Source organism: Sorangium sp. So ce375, from assembly GCF_051473855.1.
Lineage (GTDB): Bacteria > Myxococcota_A > Polyangia > Polyangiales > Polyangiaceae > Sorangium.
This window is the reverse complement of sequence record NZ_CP150335.1, coordinates 12857220-12873440: the sequence shown is the minus strand read 5'-3', so window position 1 is coordinate 12873440 and position 16221 is coordinate 12857220. Positions and strand designations below refer to the sequence as shown.

The window sequence follows — 16221 nt, the reverse complement described above, 5'->3', positions numbered from 1 at the left end:
ACGACGGCAGGCGTGCCGCCGGAGGCGTCCGCGACGCTCGCCATCGCGCCTGGCGGACCGCCAGGGCCGCCCGCGACGCTCGCCATCGCGCCTGGCGAACCGCCAGGGCCGCCCGCAACGCTCGCCATCGCGCCTGGCGAACCGCCACGAGCGTTCACAGCGCTCGTCATCCCATCTGGCACTCTGCACAAGGCTCCTTCGGTGCACACGAGCTCACGCCGGAGGGCCGTGTCCGCGGCGATCACGGGAGAAGTGGTCGTCGTGCCTCCAATGTCGTCGCTCGTGCCCCCCCATCGCCGGGGGACCAGACGGTTCGTACAGACGCAGCGCGGCGGTTGCGGTAGCCTCCTGCGCTTGGAGGCTTTGATGCACGCGAAGAGCGTCCTTTCCCTAGTGGCCCTGACCACCCTGATCGCCGGCAGCTCCTTGACCGCAGGGTGCAAGACCACCGCCGAGGCCAGCGTGACCGAGGAGTCGGTCGAGGCCGTCCCCGTGGCCATCGAAGATCCGTTGATCGAGGAGCACGACGGAGGCTCGGTCGGGTGGGATTTCGCGGCCGACGGCACCGTGAAGGCGATTGTAAAGACACCTGACGGCAAGCCCGTCGACAAGGACGTGAGCGGCACGCTCACCTGGAAAGGGCCGAACGGCGACGCGCAGGCCCCGCTCACGCTCGACGCGAAGACGGGGCTCCTCGTCGCGACCGGGCCCAAGCTCGAGGCCGACATCACCGAGGTGAAGTACAACGTCCTCGTCGTCGGGAAGCCGTGGAACGGCACGCTCCACGTCCCCGCAGGCGGCACGAAGGTCATCGTCGAGGGCGCGAGGAAGGCCGAGAAGAGGCCCATCCCCGCGGGCAAGACGGGCCCGAACGGCGGGGTGATCCAGGTGGTCGGCGACGACACCGTCGAGGTGGTCGCGGACAAGGCCTCCGGCCAGGTCAGGGTGTATGTGCTCGACGCGAACCTGAAGCCGGTGCCCGTCGGCGACCGCAAGATCAAGCTCGGCTTCGTGGGACAGGGCTCCGAGCTCGTCGTGCTCACCCCTGGCCCGGGCGGCCTCTACTGCGTCGGCAAGATCGCGGCGAAGGTCAACCCCGTGAAGCTCACCGTCGTCGTGGCGCACCCGACGCACGCCGACGTGGTGCTCGTGGGCTATCGCCCCGGCGTGCACGTCGTCGTCGGCCCGAGCGCGCCGTCCCTGAACGTCGTGGTGGCGACGACGTGGAACGTGGATGTGAAGGTCAACGCGGCTCCAGGCGTGGTGGTGGTCCACGATGACGACGACGATGATGACGACGGCCGACCGGTCCTCATCCACGTGCACGGCAAGCACAAGCACCACAAGCACCACAAGCACGGACACGCACACGGGCACTGGAAGTGACCTCGCGCGGCGCTGGGCGGCCTACCTCACCGCCGAGGTCGACGCCGCCTCGCTCGCCGTCTTCCGGGCTGGATATGGCGCCCTGATCGCGTGGGAGGTCGTCCGGTACGCCCTCCACGATCGGATCTACCGCTATTACATCGAGCCCGGCTTCTTCTTCAGCTTCGTCCCCTTCATCCGCCCGTGGGGCGGGACGGGGATGTACTGGCACTTCGGCGCCCTCTTCGTCCTCGCGCTGCTCTGCGCCGTCGGGCTCTTCTACCGGGTGAGCGCCGCGCTCCTCTGCGCCGCGCTCACATATGTCTTCCTCCTCGACAAGGCACAATACCTCAACCACCTCTATCTCCTCTGCCTCCTCGGCCTGCTGCTCGCCGCCGCCCCGGCGCACCGCGCGCTCTCGCTGGATCGCCTCCGCGCGCGGCGCGCTTCGCCCGCTGGCGCCCCGCCCAGCGCGCCGGCGGAGACCGTGCCGCGCTTCTACCTCTTCGCCCTGAAGGCCCAGATCGCGATCGTCTACTTCTTTGGCGGCATCGCGAAGCTGAACGGCGACTGGCTCCGGGGGCAGCCGCTCACCATGTGGCTCGCCGAGCACGGCGACGCGCCCCTCGTCGGGCCGCTCCTTGCCTCGAAGGCAGCGGGGCTCGCGCTCTCGTATGCGGGCCTCTTCATCGACCTCTCGATGGGCTTCCTGCTCTTCTCCCGGCGCACCTTCCCGATCGGCGCGGCGCTCGCCGTGGCGTTCAACGTCTCCAACGCCCTCCTGTTCAAGATCGGTATCTTCCCCTATGCGATGATCGCCTCGCTCGCGCTGTTCGGCGATCCCTCATGGCCGAGGCGGCGCCTGCCCTTCCTGTTCAAGGGCGCCGGCTTCCCGGGCGAGAGCGCCCGCGTCCCCTCCCCCACCCCGTCGCGCCGGAGCGCGCTGCCGCTCGCGCTGCTCCACGGGTATCTCCTCTTCCACCTCGTGGTGCCGCTCCGCCACTGGGTCTATCCAGGCGACGTCGCCTGGAACGAGGCCGGGCACCGCTTCTCGTGGCGCATGAAGCTGCGCGACAAGAACGTGAGCGAGCTCGGCATTCACGTGCTGGATCCGAGGACCGGCGTGCGCGAGCCGCTCGACCTCGAGGAGTGGCTCACGGACCGCCAGCTCGGGGAGATGAGCGCGCGGCCCGACATGATCGTCGACTTCGCGCGCCACGTGGCCGACAGCTTTCAGGCGAGCTTCGGGGTGCGACCCGTCGTCACGGCCAAGGTCGTCGCCTCGCTGAACGGCGGTCCTTTCCGCGACCTCATCGATCCGACGCTCGATCTGGCGTCACATCCCGGCGGGCTGCTCGCGCGCGTACAGCCGCCCTAGTCCCGCCCCCATCGGGTCCTTGATCGCGCGCTCACGGTAGGCCATCGAGGAGGGGGGCTCGTCGTGCGGGGTGGGGACGGGCAGTTGTCTGAGCCCACACGCAACGACGAGCAACACACCCCCAGACGCGTCACACAACACACATTCAACCACCCTTCTTCGCGCTCCTCGCGTGAACCCCCAGAAGACCGTCCTATACTGTTCCTCCCGGGACGTAGTCGACCGCACAAGACGGACGGACGAGGCCATCACGAGGTGGAGCGCGAGCACGTTATGACCGCCACAGCACCGTTTGATTTGCCAGGGCACGTCGTCGAGCAGCTGATCCACGAAGGCGGCAAGACCCACGTGTACCGCGGCCGCCGCGCCGCGGATCAGCGGCCGGTCGTCATCAAGACGCTGAAGGGAGAGCACCCGAGCGTCCGCGATCTCGCCCTGTTGCGGCACGAGTTCAGCCTCCTTCGCGATCTGGAGCTCGAGTCCGTGGTGAGGGTGTGCTCGCTCGAGAGGACGCGCGGCGGCCTCGCCCTCGTCACGGAGGCGGTCGAGGGCACGACCCTGAGGACGATCCTCGACGATCGCGCGCTGGATCTCCGCACGGCGCTGGCGCTCGGGGCCGCCATCGCCGACGCCATCGGCGCGGTGCACCGATCTCACGTCACCCACAAGGACATCAACCCCGCCAACATCATCGTCAGCGCGGACCTGCTCCGCGCCACGCTCATCGACTTCGGCGCCGCGTCCCGCCTCAAGCAGGAGTTTCAACAATCGACCTCGGCGTCCACCCTGCAAGGGACGCTCGCGTACATGTCGCCCGAGCAGACCGGGCGCATGAACAGGAGCATCGATTACAGAGCGGATCTCTACTCGTTCGGCGTCACATTGTATGAAATGCTGACCGGCGCGCTGCCGTTCCCGGACGACGACCCGCTGGACGTCCTCTACAGCCACATCGCGCGGCAGCCCGCCCCGCCGCACGAGCGGCGCGCAGACGTCCCCCGGACGGTCTCCGAGATCGTCATGAAGCTCCTCGCCAAGACCCCTGAGGACCGCTACCAGAGCGCGTACGGCGTCAAGGCAGACCTCGCGGAGTGCCTGCGCTCCCTCGAGCAGACAGGCCTGGTCCACCCCTTCCCCATCGGGCAGCGCGATCGCGGCCACGAGCTGCGCGTCCCGCAGAAGCTCTACGGCCGGGACGAGGAGCGGGACCGGCTCCTGGCCGCCTTCGAGCGGGCCCGCGCGGGCGCCGCGGAGCTCGCGCTCGTCTCCGGCTATTCCGGCGTCGGCAAGAGCGCGCTGGTCCACGAGACCTACAAGGCCATCGCCAGGGTCGGAGGCCACTTCGCCCACGGCAAGTTCGATCAGCTGAACCGCGGCGTGCCCTGCGCCTCGGTCGTCCAGGCGTTCAGAGGGCTCGTGCAGCAGCTCCTCTCCGAGCGGACAGAGACGCTGTCCCGCTGGAGAGCGGAGCTCGGCGCGGCGCTCGGCGCGAACGCCGGGGTCCTCGTCGACCTCATCCCCGAGCTCGCGCTCATCATCGGCGAGGCGCCCCCCGTCGCGGCGCTCGGCCCCTCCGAGTCGCAGAACCGCTTCGACATGGTGTTCCGGAGCTTCCTGAACGTCTTCGCCGCTCCGTCTCACCCGCTCGTCCTGTTCCTCGACGACCTGCAATGGGCAGACCCGGCGTCGCTCAGGCTCCTGCGGCTCCTGCTCACCGACGCCGACACGGGCCATCTCCTGATCGTCGGGGCGTACCGCGACAACGAGGTGAGCCCGGCGCACCCGCTCGTCATCACCCTCGACGCCGTCCGCGCCGCGAACGCGGCGGTGACGGACATCCCCCTCGCGCCGCTCTCTCAGGGCGACGTGACGGCGCTCGCCTCGGACGCCCTCGGCCGCGCGGCCGAGGACGTCGCCAAGCTCTCCGAGCTCATCCACGACAAGACGCTGGGCAACCCGTTCTTCATCGGGCAGTTCCTGCGGATGCTCGGCGACGACGAGCTCCTCCGCTGCGACCCGGAGACCGGCAGATGGACATGGGACCTCGCAGCCATCGAGTCACGGGCCGTGACGGACAACGTCGTCGACTTCATGATCGCCAAGCTGCAGAGGCTCTCGCCGCCCACCCAGCGCGCCCTGACGCTCGCCGCGTGCATCGGGCACCGGTTCGACCTGCGCACGCTCGCGACGATCTCCGAGCAGCCGGCGCAGCAGGCGGCGCAGGATCTGTGGGGGGCCATGCAGGAAGGGGTCCTGCTCCCCATCGACGCCGACTACCGGCTCGTGCACCCGGAAGACCCATCCCACGGCGAGCCCGCGGCCGACGCGCCGCTCGCCGTCTCCTACCAGTTCTTGCACGATCGCGTCCAGCAGGCGGCCTATGCCCTCATCGCGGACGAGCACAAACGCGCCGCCCACCTGCGCGTCGGCCGCTTGATGCTGGCCAGCCAGGGCGGCGAGCCGCAGGAAGAGCAGCTCTTCGACATCGTCAACCATCTTAACTATGGCGCCGCTCTCATCGATGATCCCGGCGAGCGCGATCTGCTCGCGCGCCTGAACCTGCGCGCCGGCAGAAAGGCCAAGAGCGCGACCGCGCACGGGGCCGCGGCGGAGTATTTCAGCGCCGGGCGGAGCGCGCTCGGAGACGACGGCGCCTCGCGCGACCACGCGCTGCGCTGGGCGCTCACGCTGGAGGCGGCCGAGTGCGAGTACCTGTGCGGCCGCTTCGCGGAGGCCGAGGCGCTGTTCCAGCACCTGCTCGACGTGGCCGCGTCGAACCTCGATCGGGCGCGGGTCCAGAGCCTGCGGATGAAGCTCTATCAGGTCGCCGGCCGCTACGACGAGGGCGTCACCGTCGGACAGGAGGCGCTGCGCCTGTTCGGCGTCGAGATCCCCGAGGCGAGCGAGGAGATCGGCGCCGCCGTCTCCGCCGAGGTCGCGCAGATCCCGGAGAGCATGGCGGGCAGGAGCGTCGAGGACATCCTGCACGCGCCGCTGCTCGCCGACGAGCAGATCCGCGCGATCATCAACCTGCTCGCCGACTGCGCTCCCTGCGCGTACATCGGACGGCCGGGCGTCTTCCCGCTCATCGCGCTGAAGATGCTGAACCTGTCGCTGCGGCACGGCAACACCGAGGCGTCGTGCTTCGCGTACAGCGTCTACGGGCTCATGCTGGTCGCGGCGTTCGGCGATATCCCGTCGGGATTCCGCTTCTCGGAGATGTCGATCCGGCTGAACGAGAAGCTCGGGGACGTCTCGCTGCGCGGGACGCTGCTGCACCTCCACGGCGATCACATCAACTTCTGGGTCCAGCACATCCGGAACGACCTCCCCATCCTGGAGCGGGCGTTCCTCGCGTGCATCGAGGCCGGCGACCTCGTGTACGCGAGCTACCTGGCCTTCGAGACCGTCTGGCAGGTCTACGAGAAGGGCGATCCGCTCTCGGAGGTCCACCGCGTCTCCGAGCGCTTCGCGTCGTTCGCGCGCAAGACAGGCAATCACGCCGTCCTCGAGACGATCCGGCTGGAGCAGCAGTTCCTGCGCAGCCTGAAGGGGCTCACGGCGGCCGACGCGTCGCTGAACGAGGAGGGCTCCGCCGGGTTCTCGGAATTCTCGGAAGACGCGTGCCTGTCCGCGCTCACCCGGGCGAGCTTCGGGTGCGGGATCGCCTTTTATCACATCATCCGGCTCATCCTCCTCTACTCCCACGGCCGCCACGAGGAGGCGCTCGCCGCCGCGGAGGCGGCGCGCCCGGTGCTCGGGGCCGTCATGGCGATGCCGATCGAGGCGACATACCACTTCTATCTCGCGCTCACGCTGGTCGCGCTCGGCGAGCGCGACGATCGCGAGCGTGTCGCCGACGCGCACGCCGATGCGCTCTCCGCGTCGCTCGGGAAGCTCGAGCTCTGGGCCCGCCATTGCCCCGACAACTTCCGCGTGAAGCACGTCCTGGTCCTGGCCGAGGCGGCGCGCGCCGCCGGCCGCGACGCCGAGGCGATGGAGCTCTATGACGACGCCATCGACGCCGCCCGTCAGAGCGAGCTCGTGCAGTACGAGGCGCTCGCGTCGGAGCTGGCGGGCCTGTACTACGCTCGCAGGGGCCGGCGGCGCATCGCCACGCTCTACCTGGACGCGGCGATGCATGCCTACCGGCAGTGGGGGGCAGAGCGAAAGGCCACGGAGCTGATCCGGCAGCACGGGCTCGACGCGCCCGCCGTCGCTCGAGGGCCCGCGGCGGAGCACGAGAAGGCCGCCGCGAGGTCGAGCACCCTGTCGACGAGCCACCCGCTGCTCAACAAGCTCGCCGACGTCGCGGCGGTGCTGCAGACGACGCACGCGATCTCCAGCGAGCTCGTGCTCGGGAAGGCGCTCGACCGCGTGATGCGCGCCGTCCTCGCGAGCGCCGGCGGCCAGCGCGGCTTCCTGGTGCTCGCGCGCGAGGAGCGGCTGTTCATCGAGGCGTCCGTCACCATCGATCCTGGCTCGGTCGAGGTGGAGCTCGGGCGTCCGCTGGACGAGTCCTCGGACCTGCCGGTCAGCGTCGTCCACTACGTGGCGCGCACGCGGGAGCTCCTCATCCTGGACGACGCCGCGGCGAGCCCTCGCTTCGCGGCGGATCCGTACCTCGCCGCGCGCCGGCCGAGGTCGGTGATGGGCCTGCCGCTCGTCCACCAGAACCGGGTCACGGGCGTGCTGTACGTGGAGAACACGCTCGCGAGCGGCGCCTTCACCCCGGAGCAGACCGAGCTGCTCCGCCTCCTGGGCGCGCAGGTCGCGGCGGCGCTCGAGAACGCGCTGCTCTACGGCCGCCTGCACGAGGCCTCCGAGCGACAGCGCGCCATGAACGATCGGCTCGAGAGCGAGGTGCAGCGGCGCACCGAGGAGCTGTTCTCGGTCAACGAGCGCCTCTCGCAGAAGGCGGAAGAGCTGAACCGGGCCAACGAGCTCTTGCTCGACGAGCTCCGCGAGCGCGAGCGCGCCGAGAACGCCCGGGCGGCGCTCCAGGAGGAGATCATCGGCGTGCAGCGCATGCGCCTCTCCGAGATGGCGACGCCCATCCTCCCGATCACCGATCGCGTCCTGGTCATGCCGCTCATCGGGACGATGGACGCGGCGCGCGCCGCGCAGGTGCTGGAGGCGTCGCTCGCCGGCGTGGAGCGCCACAACCCGTCCATCGTGATCATCGACATCACCGGCCTGAAGCACGTCGACGGCGGGGTCGCCGACACGCTGATCCGCACCGCCTCGGCGCTGCGGCTGCTCGGCGCGCAGGCGGTCTTGACCGGGATGCAGCCGGAGGTCGCCCGCCTGCTCACGCAGGGCGGGATCGACCTCCGCGGCATCGTCACCCGCTCGACGCTGCAGAGCGCCATCGCGCACGCCCTCGCGCCGTCCCGCGCCGCAGGGCGCTGCTGAGCGCGCGGCGCGCGCCGCCGTCGCGCGTGCCCGCGAGGTCGTGCGCGGCCGCGCGCGCCCGCGCGCGTCCACCTTTCGCGCGCTACGGCGACGCCTGCTTGTCCTCGCAGCGGCCCAGCACGAGGATCCCGCAGACACGCTCGTTCGCCAGGCACTCCTGCCCTTCCGGGCACTGCGACGGGTCGAGCACCGCCGGGTCGCACGGCCTCGCGCAGAACGCAGGCGGGCCGCGCGGGGCGTCGTACACGCCGTTCCCGTCGCGATCCAGGAAGATGGGGTTCGTGACCGCGTAGGGCGCCACCGGGTACCAGTCGGGGACCGGCGGCGACGCCGTGAAGAACCGGGAGAGCGCCTTGACCTGCGTGAAGGCGAGGCTCGCGACCCGGGGCAGCTGGAGCTCGCCGAACGACACAGGCAGCGCGACCGGCGTGAGCAGGTCCTCGTCGCGCAGGCCCATCGCCACGACGACGACCCAGCCGTCCGACGAGGGCGCCGGCAACAGGAGCCGCTCGTCGACGTCCACGATCGCCGACGGCCCGGCCGACGGCTCGAGCACCCGGACCAGCCGGCCGCTCACGTAGACCTCGACGCGATCGACGCCGAACCAGCTCGCGGTCTCGATCCGCAGGTCGAGCGGCACCGTGTCCCCCTCGACGCGCGCCACGCCGCCGAACGTCGCGCCGCCCACGCTCGCGCGGACGAACGGCCCGTACGTGGCGAACGCGCTGCCCGCGCGGAGCGACGCCGTCGCCTCCTCGACGTCGATCGCCGCCGGCTGGTCCGTCCGCGAGCGGAAATAGGTGCGCGGGAAGCCCGGCTCCGGCGAGGCGCCGTGGCTGTCGCTGCTCCCTACTTGCGTCGGAGAGAAGCCGTGGTCGAGGTAGCGGAGCAGGTCGTCGACCTGGCCCGCGTGGAAGGTGCACGGCCGATCCGCGTCCTCGGGCGGGACCGCGCCGCCCTCGCCTCCCAGGCAGAGCGCCTCCCCGTCGGCCGCGGTCCTGTCGAAGCCCCAGATCGCGTCCTGCTCCTCGGGCGTCCTCGTCAGGATCCGCTTTGTCACGCTCCAGGCGAGCGCCGAGCGGGCGCGCTGCTGGCACACCGCGTACCGCTCGCCGGGCTTGCACGCCGGCAGGCCGCCAGGAAGCTCGGCGCAGGCCGCGCGGAGCGACGCCTCGTCCCTCGCGGCGTCGATCCGGGACAGGCACCTGTTGAAGTCGACCACCTCCTGCACGGTGGGGGTCCGGAGCAGATCGAACCGCTTCGCGTTGAAGACCTCCATCGCGTCGAAATCGCAGCTGCCCGCCTGGAACAGCGGGTTGCTCGCCTCGAGCGTCGGGATGGTCCGGTTCAGCGTGAAGGGGTCGACGCCGAGCTGGTCGATGTACCCGATGAACCCGTCGCGCGGGTGAGCGACGATCACGAGCGCGTCCTCGCCCTCCGCCGCCGTGCCGCGCACCCCGTCGATCACGTCCCCGCCCGCGCGGCAGACCCAGTCGAAGACGCCGTGATCCGGCACGTCGAGCTCGTCGTAGCGGAGCGGGAAGCCGATGAAGTGCCCTAGCTCGAGCGTCGAGACCTCGGCGCCGACCGCCGTCTTCAGGAGCGGCTCGAGCTCTAGCTGCCTCACCGCGGGCCCGAGATCCGTGTGCACGTCGTGATCGGTGGCCACCGCGACGTCGAGCCCCTCGACGACCGCCGAGGTGACGCGCTCCTCGAGCGGCATGCCGCTGTCGAAGCTCGGGCGCTGGTGCAGGTGCATGTCGATCGACGCCCAGCCCGTCGAGTCGATCTCGCGCGGCACGACCGCCTCGATCCGCCGCAGCTCCCCGGCGCGCACCTCGAGGTCGGGGACCTCGAACCGGCCGAACTCGGGCCCGCGCGTGACGAGGACGCGGTAGCGCCCGGGCTCGATCTCGGCCGCGCCCTCGCCCGTCGCGGACCGCTCGATCTGCCGGACGCCGCTGCCGAGGCGGCCGTGGCCCAGGTAGACCCGCCTCGTGCCGTCGCCCTCGAGCGGCTGCCCCGCGGCGTCGAGCGCGACGAACGTCAGCTTGGCGGGCGCGAGCCGGCCTCCCTCGTCGACCACGCGGTACGCGATCCGCGCGGGGCTCGGCAGCTCCGCCGCCACCGAGACCGTGGCCCCGGCGCCGAGCGCCACGCGGATCGGCGCGGACACGGCCGTGCCCTCGGGGTTCTCCGCGACGAGCAGGTAGCCGCCGGGCGCGAGCCGCGCGTGGAAGTCGCCGTCCTCCACCGGATCGAGCCCGAGGTCGGCGTCGATGGAGCTGAGCAGCCCCACGTCCCCCGAGCGCGCGAGGTTCGCCTCGACCAGCGCGTCGACGCTCGCGAAGCGGGCGGCGGGGTCGGGATCGCGGAAGACGTGGACGCGCGCGTTCGGCACGGGCGCGCCCGTCGACCGCCACCGCACGGCGCCCTCGAGCGCGCCGGTCGGCGTGCCCCGGGCGCCGTACACAACCTCGGCGACGCTCGCGATGTCGCCCTCCCCCACGGCGAAGTACCGCTCGTAGGTGAACGACCGCTTCGTGTCGCACGCCTCGTCGTCGGAGTCCGCCGTGAGGCAGCTCCGGCCGGCGCTCAGGAAGGCCGTGGCCGCGCTCGTGAAGACGGGGACGTTGACCGTGGAGGGCGGGCTGCCCTCCGGCGCCTTCGTGAAATAGCCGTAGCTGACGTCGCCGCCCGCCGCGGCGACGAAGTCGAAGCTGAGCGGCTGCTGGAACGTGTCCCTGCCGGCGAAGAGGGCGTCGAACACCGCCTTCTCCTCGTCGAAGCCCATGCCGGGGCCGAAGATGTCGTTCTGGTTGCCGAAGAAGACGAAATCGCCGGCGACGATCCCGCCCTTCAGCTCGGGATCCCCGTTGCGCTCGTCGCCAAGGATGCCCCTGAAGATGTCCGAGGGACCCGTGTAGTTCACGAGCGAGAGCGGCTCCCCGCAGGCGCACGTGGGGCAGCCGTCCTCGCCCGCCGCCAGGCCGTCCTCGCACTCGAGCGCGCACGAGGCGACGCTCGGGCACCCGAGCACCTTGTCCGGCAGGAGGAGCGTCGTGCGGATCGTGACGAACCGCTCGCCCGGGCGCAGAACGTAGTCGGTGCGGAAGCGCATCTCCGGCTTGAGGCCGTCGAACAGGAGGCCGAGCAGATCTTCCTGGGTCTTCAGCACGCCGAGCGCGTGGAAGAGGAACCCTCCGTCGCCCTCGACGCGGACGATCGCCTCCTGCCCGTCGGAGCCGTCCTTGACCACGGAGACCTCGGTGGCGCCGGGGTCGGGCACGAGCAGGTTGGCCACGGGGAACGACTCGGCGAAGCGGTCGCGGCCCGCCGCGCTCGCGAAGCGCGGATCGGGGCGGCGCAGGTCGGCGTCGACAAGCGAGCCGCCGTAGACGCCCGGCCCCGGCGAGTGGCGCGGGCCGAGGATCGCGACCCGGATCTCGTCGTTTTCCAGAAGGAAATCGCCGACATCGGCCATCGCCACCGGGCCGCCGACCAGCTCGAACCGGTTCTCGATCGTCTTGGCGCGCAGGAGGTTCGGCTCGTCGCAGCCGGCCAGGCCGAGGACGGCGAGAGGAGCGAGGCAGGCGAGGGCGCCGCGCGGCGCGGGCAGGGCGAGGGCGGAGCGGCGGGTTCGCATGGCGGGCCGCTAGAGGTTGAGCTGGAGCTGCAGCGCGACGGCGTCGTTGTCGAGCGCGACGCCGTGGCGCTCCTGCCGGTGGGTGAAGTCGGCCTGCGCCTTGAGCGTGTTGTCGATGAAGTGGTAGCTCGCACCGGCGGTGAGGGCCCAGCTGTCCGTCTCGTCGGAGATGTCGAGGTTGGGATCGAGCCACTCGAACCGCGCGCTCACGCCGACCTTGATGCGCCTCACGAAATAACCCAGCTCGCCGACGAGCCCTATCGACGTGACCGGGGCGAGCTGGCCGAGCGGCTGTGTCGGGGTGCTCTCGGGGCGGCTCTGGTTCCAGAGGAGCTCGGCGAGCGCGTGTGCGCCGTCGAGGTGGACCAGGAGGTCGGCGCCGATGCCGTGGAGATCGCGCGTCCCGCCGTCGCTGAAGAAGTAGCCCGCGCCTGCGCCGACGCGGAGGCGCGAGGCGGCGAGGTCCTGCACCGAGCGAGGGAGCGGGCCGAGCGGCTCGGTGGCGAGCCGCGCGACATAGGCGATGTGGTCGAAGCGGTTGCCGAAGCTCGCGGCGTTCTCGACGTAGCCGGCGAAGAGCTGATCCGCGCGCTGGAAGCCGTTGAACATGCCGGCGAAGTAGCTGAACGCCCTGCCCCGGAAGTGCCCCTCGACGTGGAGGCCGACCTGGCGGGAGGGCGCCATGGCGCGCACGGCGAGGGGCCGCTCGATGAGCGCGCCCTCGCCCGCGCCCGTCATCGCGGAGCGGCTGAACGGCACGTCGTGTGCGCCGAAATAGAGGTTCGCGAACGGGAAGTGCGCGTAGCCGATCCACGCCTCGGAGAGCCGCGCCGAGCCGTCCGCGCCCCCGGCGAGCTCGCCCGAGACCGCGAACGGCACAACCCCGGCGAGCGTCCCCGCGAAGCCGACGCGCGCGCGCCGCAGCCGGAACCCCTGCCCCTCGGCGACGTCGCCCGCCTGGAGGAAGGCGTCGTCGCCGATGTAGGGGACGGCCTGCGCTTGCACGAGCACGATGGGCGAGAGCACGAGGCGGCCGATCGCGAGCTGGAACGGCGGTCCGGCCGAGCCGCCCGCGGCGGGCGCGGCGGGCGCGGCGCCCGATCCGGCAGGTGACGGAGCGCCTGCGGCCGCGGGCGGTGCGGCAGGCGCGGCCGCTGTGGGCGGCGTGGCGCCGGCTCGCGTGACGTCGGCCGGAGACGCGCTGGCGGCGGGTGCGCCGGGTGCGGCCACCGCGGACGGCGCGGCGCCGGCTGGCGGTGCGCCCGGCGTGGTCGCGGGGGTGCCGGGCGCGGCGCCGGAAGGCGGAGTGGCCGGCGTGGTGCCGGGCGGTGCAGCTCCGGGAGGTGGTGTAGCCGGAGCGGCGCCGGGGGGAGCCGCGCCGAGCGGCGGCGCGACCGGAATGGCCGGCGCGGCGGGCGGGGGAACCGGAAGCGCGTCGGCGGCCGGGGGCTGGGTCGGCAGCCGCTGGGCGGGCTGCGCGCTGGCCTGCGGACACCCGAGCGCCACCGCTGCCGCGAGGAGCGCGGCGATCACGGCGCCGTCCGCCGCAGCGCTGCCCCCGCGACGCTGCGGCCGGGAACATCGAGGATCGGCACCGCGACGAGTCCATGCGCAAGGTGTCATTGGCATCCGTGCTGGCCGGCGGGCGAGAGGGGATCGCAACGAATTCGGCGACAGCGCCGCTGGCAGGCGCCATTCGTCTATCCCACGTGTCGACAGGGTGTCAACGCGCCGCACCGCCGCCGCGCGCACCAGGCGAGTTGCCCTTTCCGAGCACCTGCGATGAGCGTACACTCGTTGCTCCCGAACCCCGCGGCGATCGACGTCGATCGCCGCCCGTTCCCGGAGGCGGGCTCGCCCGCCGCCGCGCGGAACGCCGGAGTAGCCGGCGCGCCGCGCGGTCGACCTCTCGCTGGATGTCCGTCAGCCGCGCGAAGGCGCGCAAAGGAGGTGGTGAATGAGGGTGTGCAGGAGAGCGCACGGCGCGGCCGTAGCGCTGCTTGCGGTGCTGGCTGCGCCTGGAATGGCGCAGGCGCAGGAGGTCGTGCCGCCGCCCCGGACGCTCGCGGAGGGGCCTGCGGCGGTACTGGCTGACGCGCAGTTCAAGGCGCGGTTGGAGGCGCTCGTGGCGGAGCTTCCGTCCGCGCAACTGGGACGGAGCTGGAAGAGTGTTGTTGACGAGGCGCTGCGGCGGGTGACCGACCTGCCGCACCCGATCGCGCCGACGCTTCCGTCCTCGGACATCCTGGCTGATCCGGAGGCGCTGGTGGGGATCGACGTCCAGAGTCAGGAGTTTCCGGAGACGGGCACGACATTCGAGCTGGGCCCATACGAGGTCACGCTCGCGCCGGTGGTGCTACCCGTGTCGCCGGTGGTCTGGAGCGTGCCTGGAGAGCAGGGGATCCTCCCCGGCGCACGGGTGCGGCTGCCGTGGGCCGTTCCTTAGCGCAGCCTCCTGGTTGAGATAAAACTCTGGCCGGAGGCTCTCGACAGCCTCCCGGTTCAGAAACCCCTCTGGCCGGAGGCCCTCGACAGCCTCCCGGTTCAGAAAAAACTCTGACCGGAGGCTCTCGACAGCCTCCCGGTTCAGAAACCCCTCTGGCCGGAGGCTCTCGACAGCTTCCCGGTTCAGAAAAAACTCTGACCGGAGGCTCTCGACAGCCTCCCGGTTCAGAAACCCCTCTGGCCGGAGGCTCTCGACAGGTAGTGGGTGGTGGTCGCGCGGTGTGGGGGACGGGCCATTGTCCGCTCTGGTGAAAGATCAGGACAGCGGTAGGCGCTCGGAGAGGGTGGCGGTCGCGCGGTGTGGGGGACGGGGCGTTGTCCGAGCCCAACAGCGATGTCTCCTCCGGCTTCGCCGGAGGAGACATCGCTCAGGCGAGTTCGGCGGGGCCCCCGCACCGCGCGACCGCCACCCTCTCCGAGCGCCGGTCGACTCGGCACTACCTCTTCTTCCTCTTCTTCGCTCCTTCGCGTCCCCGTCCGCCGCGCCCTCACCCGCCCCCGGAAGGCCCGATCATCCTCTCCGGCCGTACGATCTCGTCGAACTTCTCCCCGTCGAGGATCCCGAGCGCGAGCGCCGCCTCTCGGAGCGTGGTCCCCTCCGCGTGCGCCTTCTTCGCGATCCTGGCAGCGTTGTCGTACCCCACGTGCGGGTTCAGCGCCGTCACCAGCATCAGGCTCTCGCGCAGGTTGCGCTCGATGCGCTCGCGGTTCGGCTCGATCCCCCGCGCGCAGTGCTCCTCGAACGACGCACACCCGTCGGCGAGCAGCCGGATCGACTGCAGCACGTTGTGGATGATGAGCGGCTTGTACACGTTGAGCTCGAAGTTGCCGCTCGCCCCGCCGACGCCGACCGCGACGTCGTTGCCGAGCACCTGCGCGCACAGCATCGTCATCGCCTCGGCCTGGGTGGGGTTCACCTTGCCCGGCATGATCGAGCTGCCTGGCTCGTTCTCCGGGATCGTGATCTCCCCGATCCCGCAGCGCGGCCCGCTCGCGAGCCAGCGGACGTCGTTCGCTATCTTCGTCAGGCTGCACGCGAGCACCTTCAGCGCGCCGTGCGCCGCGACCAGGGCGTCGTGCGACGCGAGCGCCTGGAACTTGTTCGGCGCCGTGACGAACGGCGCGCCCGTGAGCTCGGCGATCTTGTCCGCCACCTTTGTCGAAAACTCCGGGTGCGCGTTGAGCCCCGTCCCGACCGCCGTCCCCCCGAGCGCGAGCTCGAGCAGCGGCGGAAGCGCGCGCTCGATCGCGGCGATGCCGGCGTCGAGCTGCGCCACATAGCCCGAGAACTCCTGCCCGAGCGTCAGCGGGGTCGCGTCCTGCAGGTGCGTGCGACCGATCTTGACGATCCCCGCGAACGCCGCGCTCTTCTGCGCCAGGGTCTCGCGCAGCCGCCGGACCTCCGGGAGCAGGCGGCGCTCGATCTGGAGCGCGGCGACGACGTGCATGGCCGTCGGGAACACGTCGTTCGAGCTCTGCGACCTGTTCACGTCGTCGTTCGGGTGAACCGGCGATTTCGACCCCATCACACCGCTGCTCATCTCGATCGCGCGGTTCCCGATGACCTCGTTCACGTTCATGTTGGTCTGGGTGCCGCTCCCCGTCTGCCAGACGACCAGCGGGAAGTGGTCGTCGAGCTTGCCCTCGATGACCTCGTCGGCCGCCGCGACGATGAGCGCGCACCGGTCCGCCGGCAGGAGCCCCAGATCGCGGTTGACGAGCGCCGCCGCCTTTTTGACAGTCGCGAGCGCGGCGATCATCTCCCGCGGGAAGCGCTCGCCCCCGATGCGGAAGTTCTCGAGGGAGCGCTGCGTCTGCGCCCCCCAGTAGCGGTCGTCCTGCACCGCGATCGGCCCGAAGCTGTCCTTCTCGATGCGCGTCCCCATGGCCGCGTCTTAGCGGCGGCGAACGC

Annotated in this window: 7 protein-coding genes; 4 read left to right on the top strand and 3 right to left on the bottom strand. The window is 71.3% G+C overall.

Annotation, left to right across the window (positions count from 1 at the left end; translation table 11 throughout):
* The first annotated feature begins 366 nt into the window (after positions 1 to 366).
* From WME90_RS47890 to WME90_RS47880, 3 genes are all read left to right on the top strand, one after another.
* Positions 367 to 1386: a hypothetical protein gene (locus WME90_RS47890; RefSeq protein ID WP_437278809.1), complete on the top strand. Its 1020-nt coding sequence runs from the start codon at positions 367 to 369 to the stop codon at positions 1384 to 1386.
* Positions 1277 to 2743: an HTTM domain-containing protein gene (locus tag WME90_RS47885; protein WP_437278808.1), complete on the top strand. Its 1467-nt coding sequence runs from the start codon at positions 1277 to 1279 to the stop codon at positions 2741 to 2743. The genes WME90_RS47890 and WME90_RS47885 overlap by 110 nt, the downstream gene beginning before the upstream one ends.
* Before the next feature lie 273 nt (positions 2744 to 3016).
* Positions 3017 to 8158, top strand: coding sequence for an AAA family ATPase (locus WME90_RS47880; protein WP_437278807.1), 5142 nt, complete (start codon positions 3017 to 3019; stop codon positions 8156 to 8158).
* An 82-nt stretch (positions 8159 to 8240) separates the two neighbouring features.
* Here WME90_RS47880 and WME90_RS47875 read toward each other — a convergent pair whose 3' ends face one another.
* On the bottom strand, positions 8241 to 11804 hold the full coding sequence (locus tag WME90_RS47875) for a PHP domain-containing protein (protein ID WP_437278806.1): 3564 nt from the start codon (positions 11802 to 11804) through the stop codon (positions 8241 to 8243).
* 9 nt (positions 11805 to 11813) lie between these two features.
* Positions 11814 to 13337, bottom strand: a complete 1524-nt coding sequence (locus tag WME90_RS47870; protein WP_437278805.1) for a porin — start codon at positions 13335 to 13337, stop codon at positions 11814 to 11816.
* Between the two features lie 424 nt (positions 13338 to 13761).
* Here WME90_RS47870 and WME90_RS47865 point away from each other — a divergent pair, with 424 nt between their 5' ends.
* Complete coding sequence (locus tag WME90_RS47865) at positions 13762 to 14250, top strand: hypothetical protein (protein ID WP_437278804.1); 489 nt, start codon at positions 13762 to 13764, stop codon at positions 14248 to 14250.
* 547 nt (positions 14251 to 14797) lie between these two features.
* Here the strand turns inward: WME90_RS47865 and fumC are convergent.
* Positions 14798 to 16195, bottom strand: a complete 1398-nt coding sequence (gene fumC / locus WME90_RS47860) for a class II fumarate hydratase (protein ID WP_437278803.1) — start codon at positions 16193 to 16195, stop codon at positions 14798 to 14800.
* Positions 16196 to 16221: the final 26 nt, after the last annotated feature.

Bases quoted from the DNA above. Each gene is read 5' to 3' on its own strand.
- WME90_RS47890 (WP_437278809.1), top strand. From the start codon at position 367: ATGCACGCGAAGAGCGTCCTTTCCCTAGTGGCCCTGACCACCCTGATC.
- WME90_RS47885 (WP_437278808.1), top strand. From the start codon at position 1,277: ATGACGACGACGATGATGACGACGGCCGACCGGTCCTCATCCACGTGC.
- WME90_RS47880 (WP_437278807.1), top strand. From the start codon at position 3,017: ATGACCGCCACAGCACCGTTTGATTTGCCAGGGCACGTCGTCGAGCAG.
- WME90_RS47875 (WP_437278806.1), bottom strand. From the start codon at position 11,804: ATGCGAACCCGCCGCTCCGCCCTCGCCCTGCCCGCGCCGCGCGGCGCC.
- WME90_RS47865 (WP_437278804.1), top strand. From the start codon at position 13,762: ATGAGGGTGTGCAGGAGAGCGCACGGCGCGGCCGTAGCGCTGCTTGCG.
- fumC (WP_437278803.1), bottom strand. From the start codon at position 16,195: ATGGGGACGCGCATCGAGAAGGACAGCTTCGGGCCGATCGCGGTGCAG.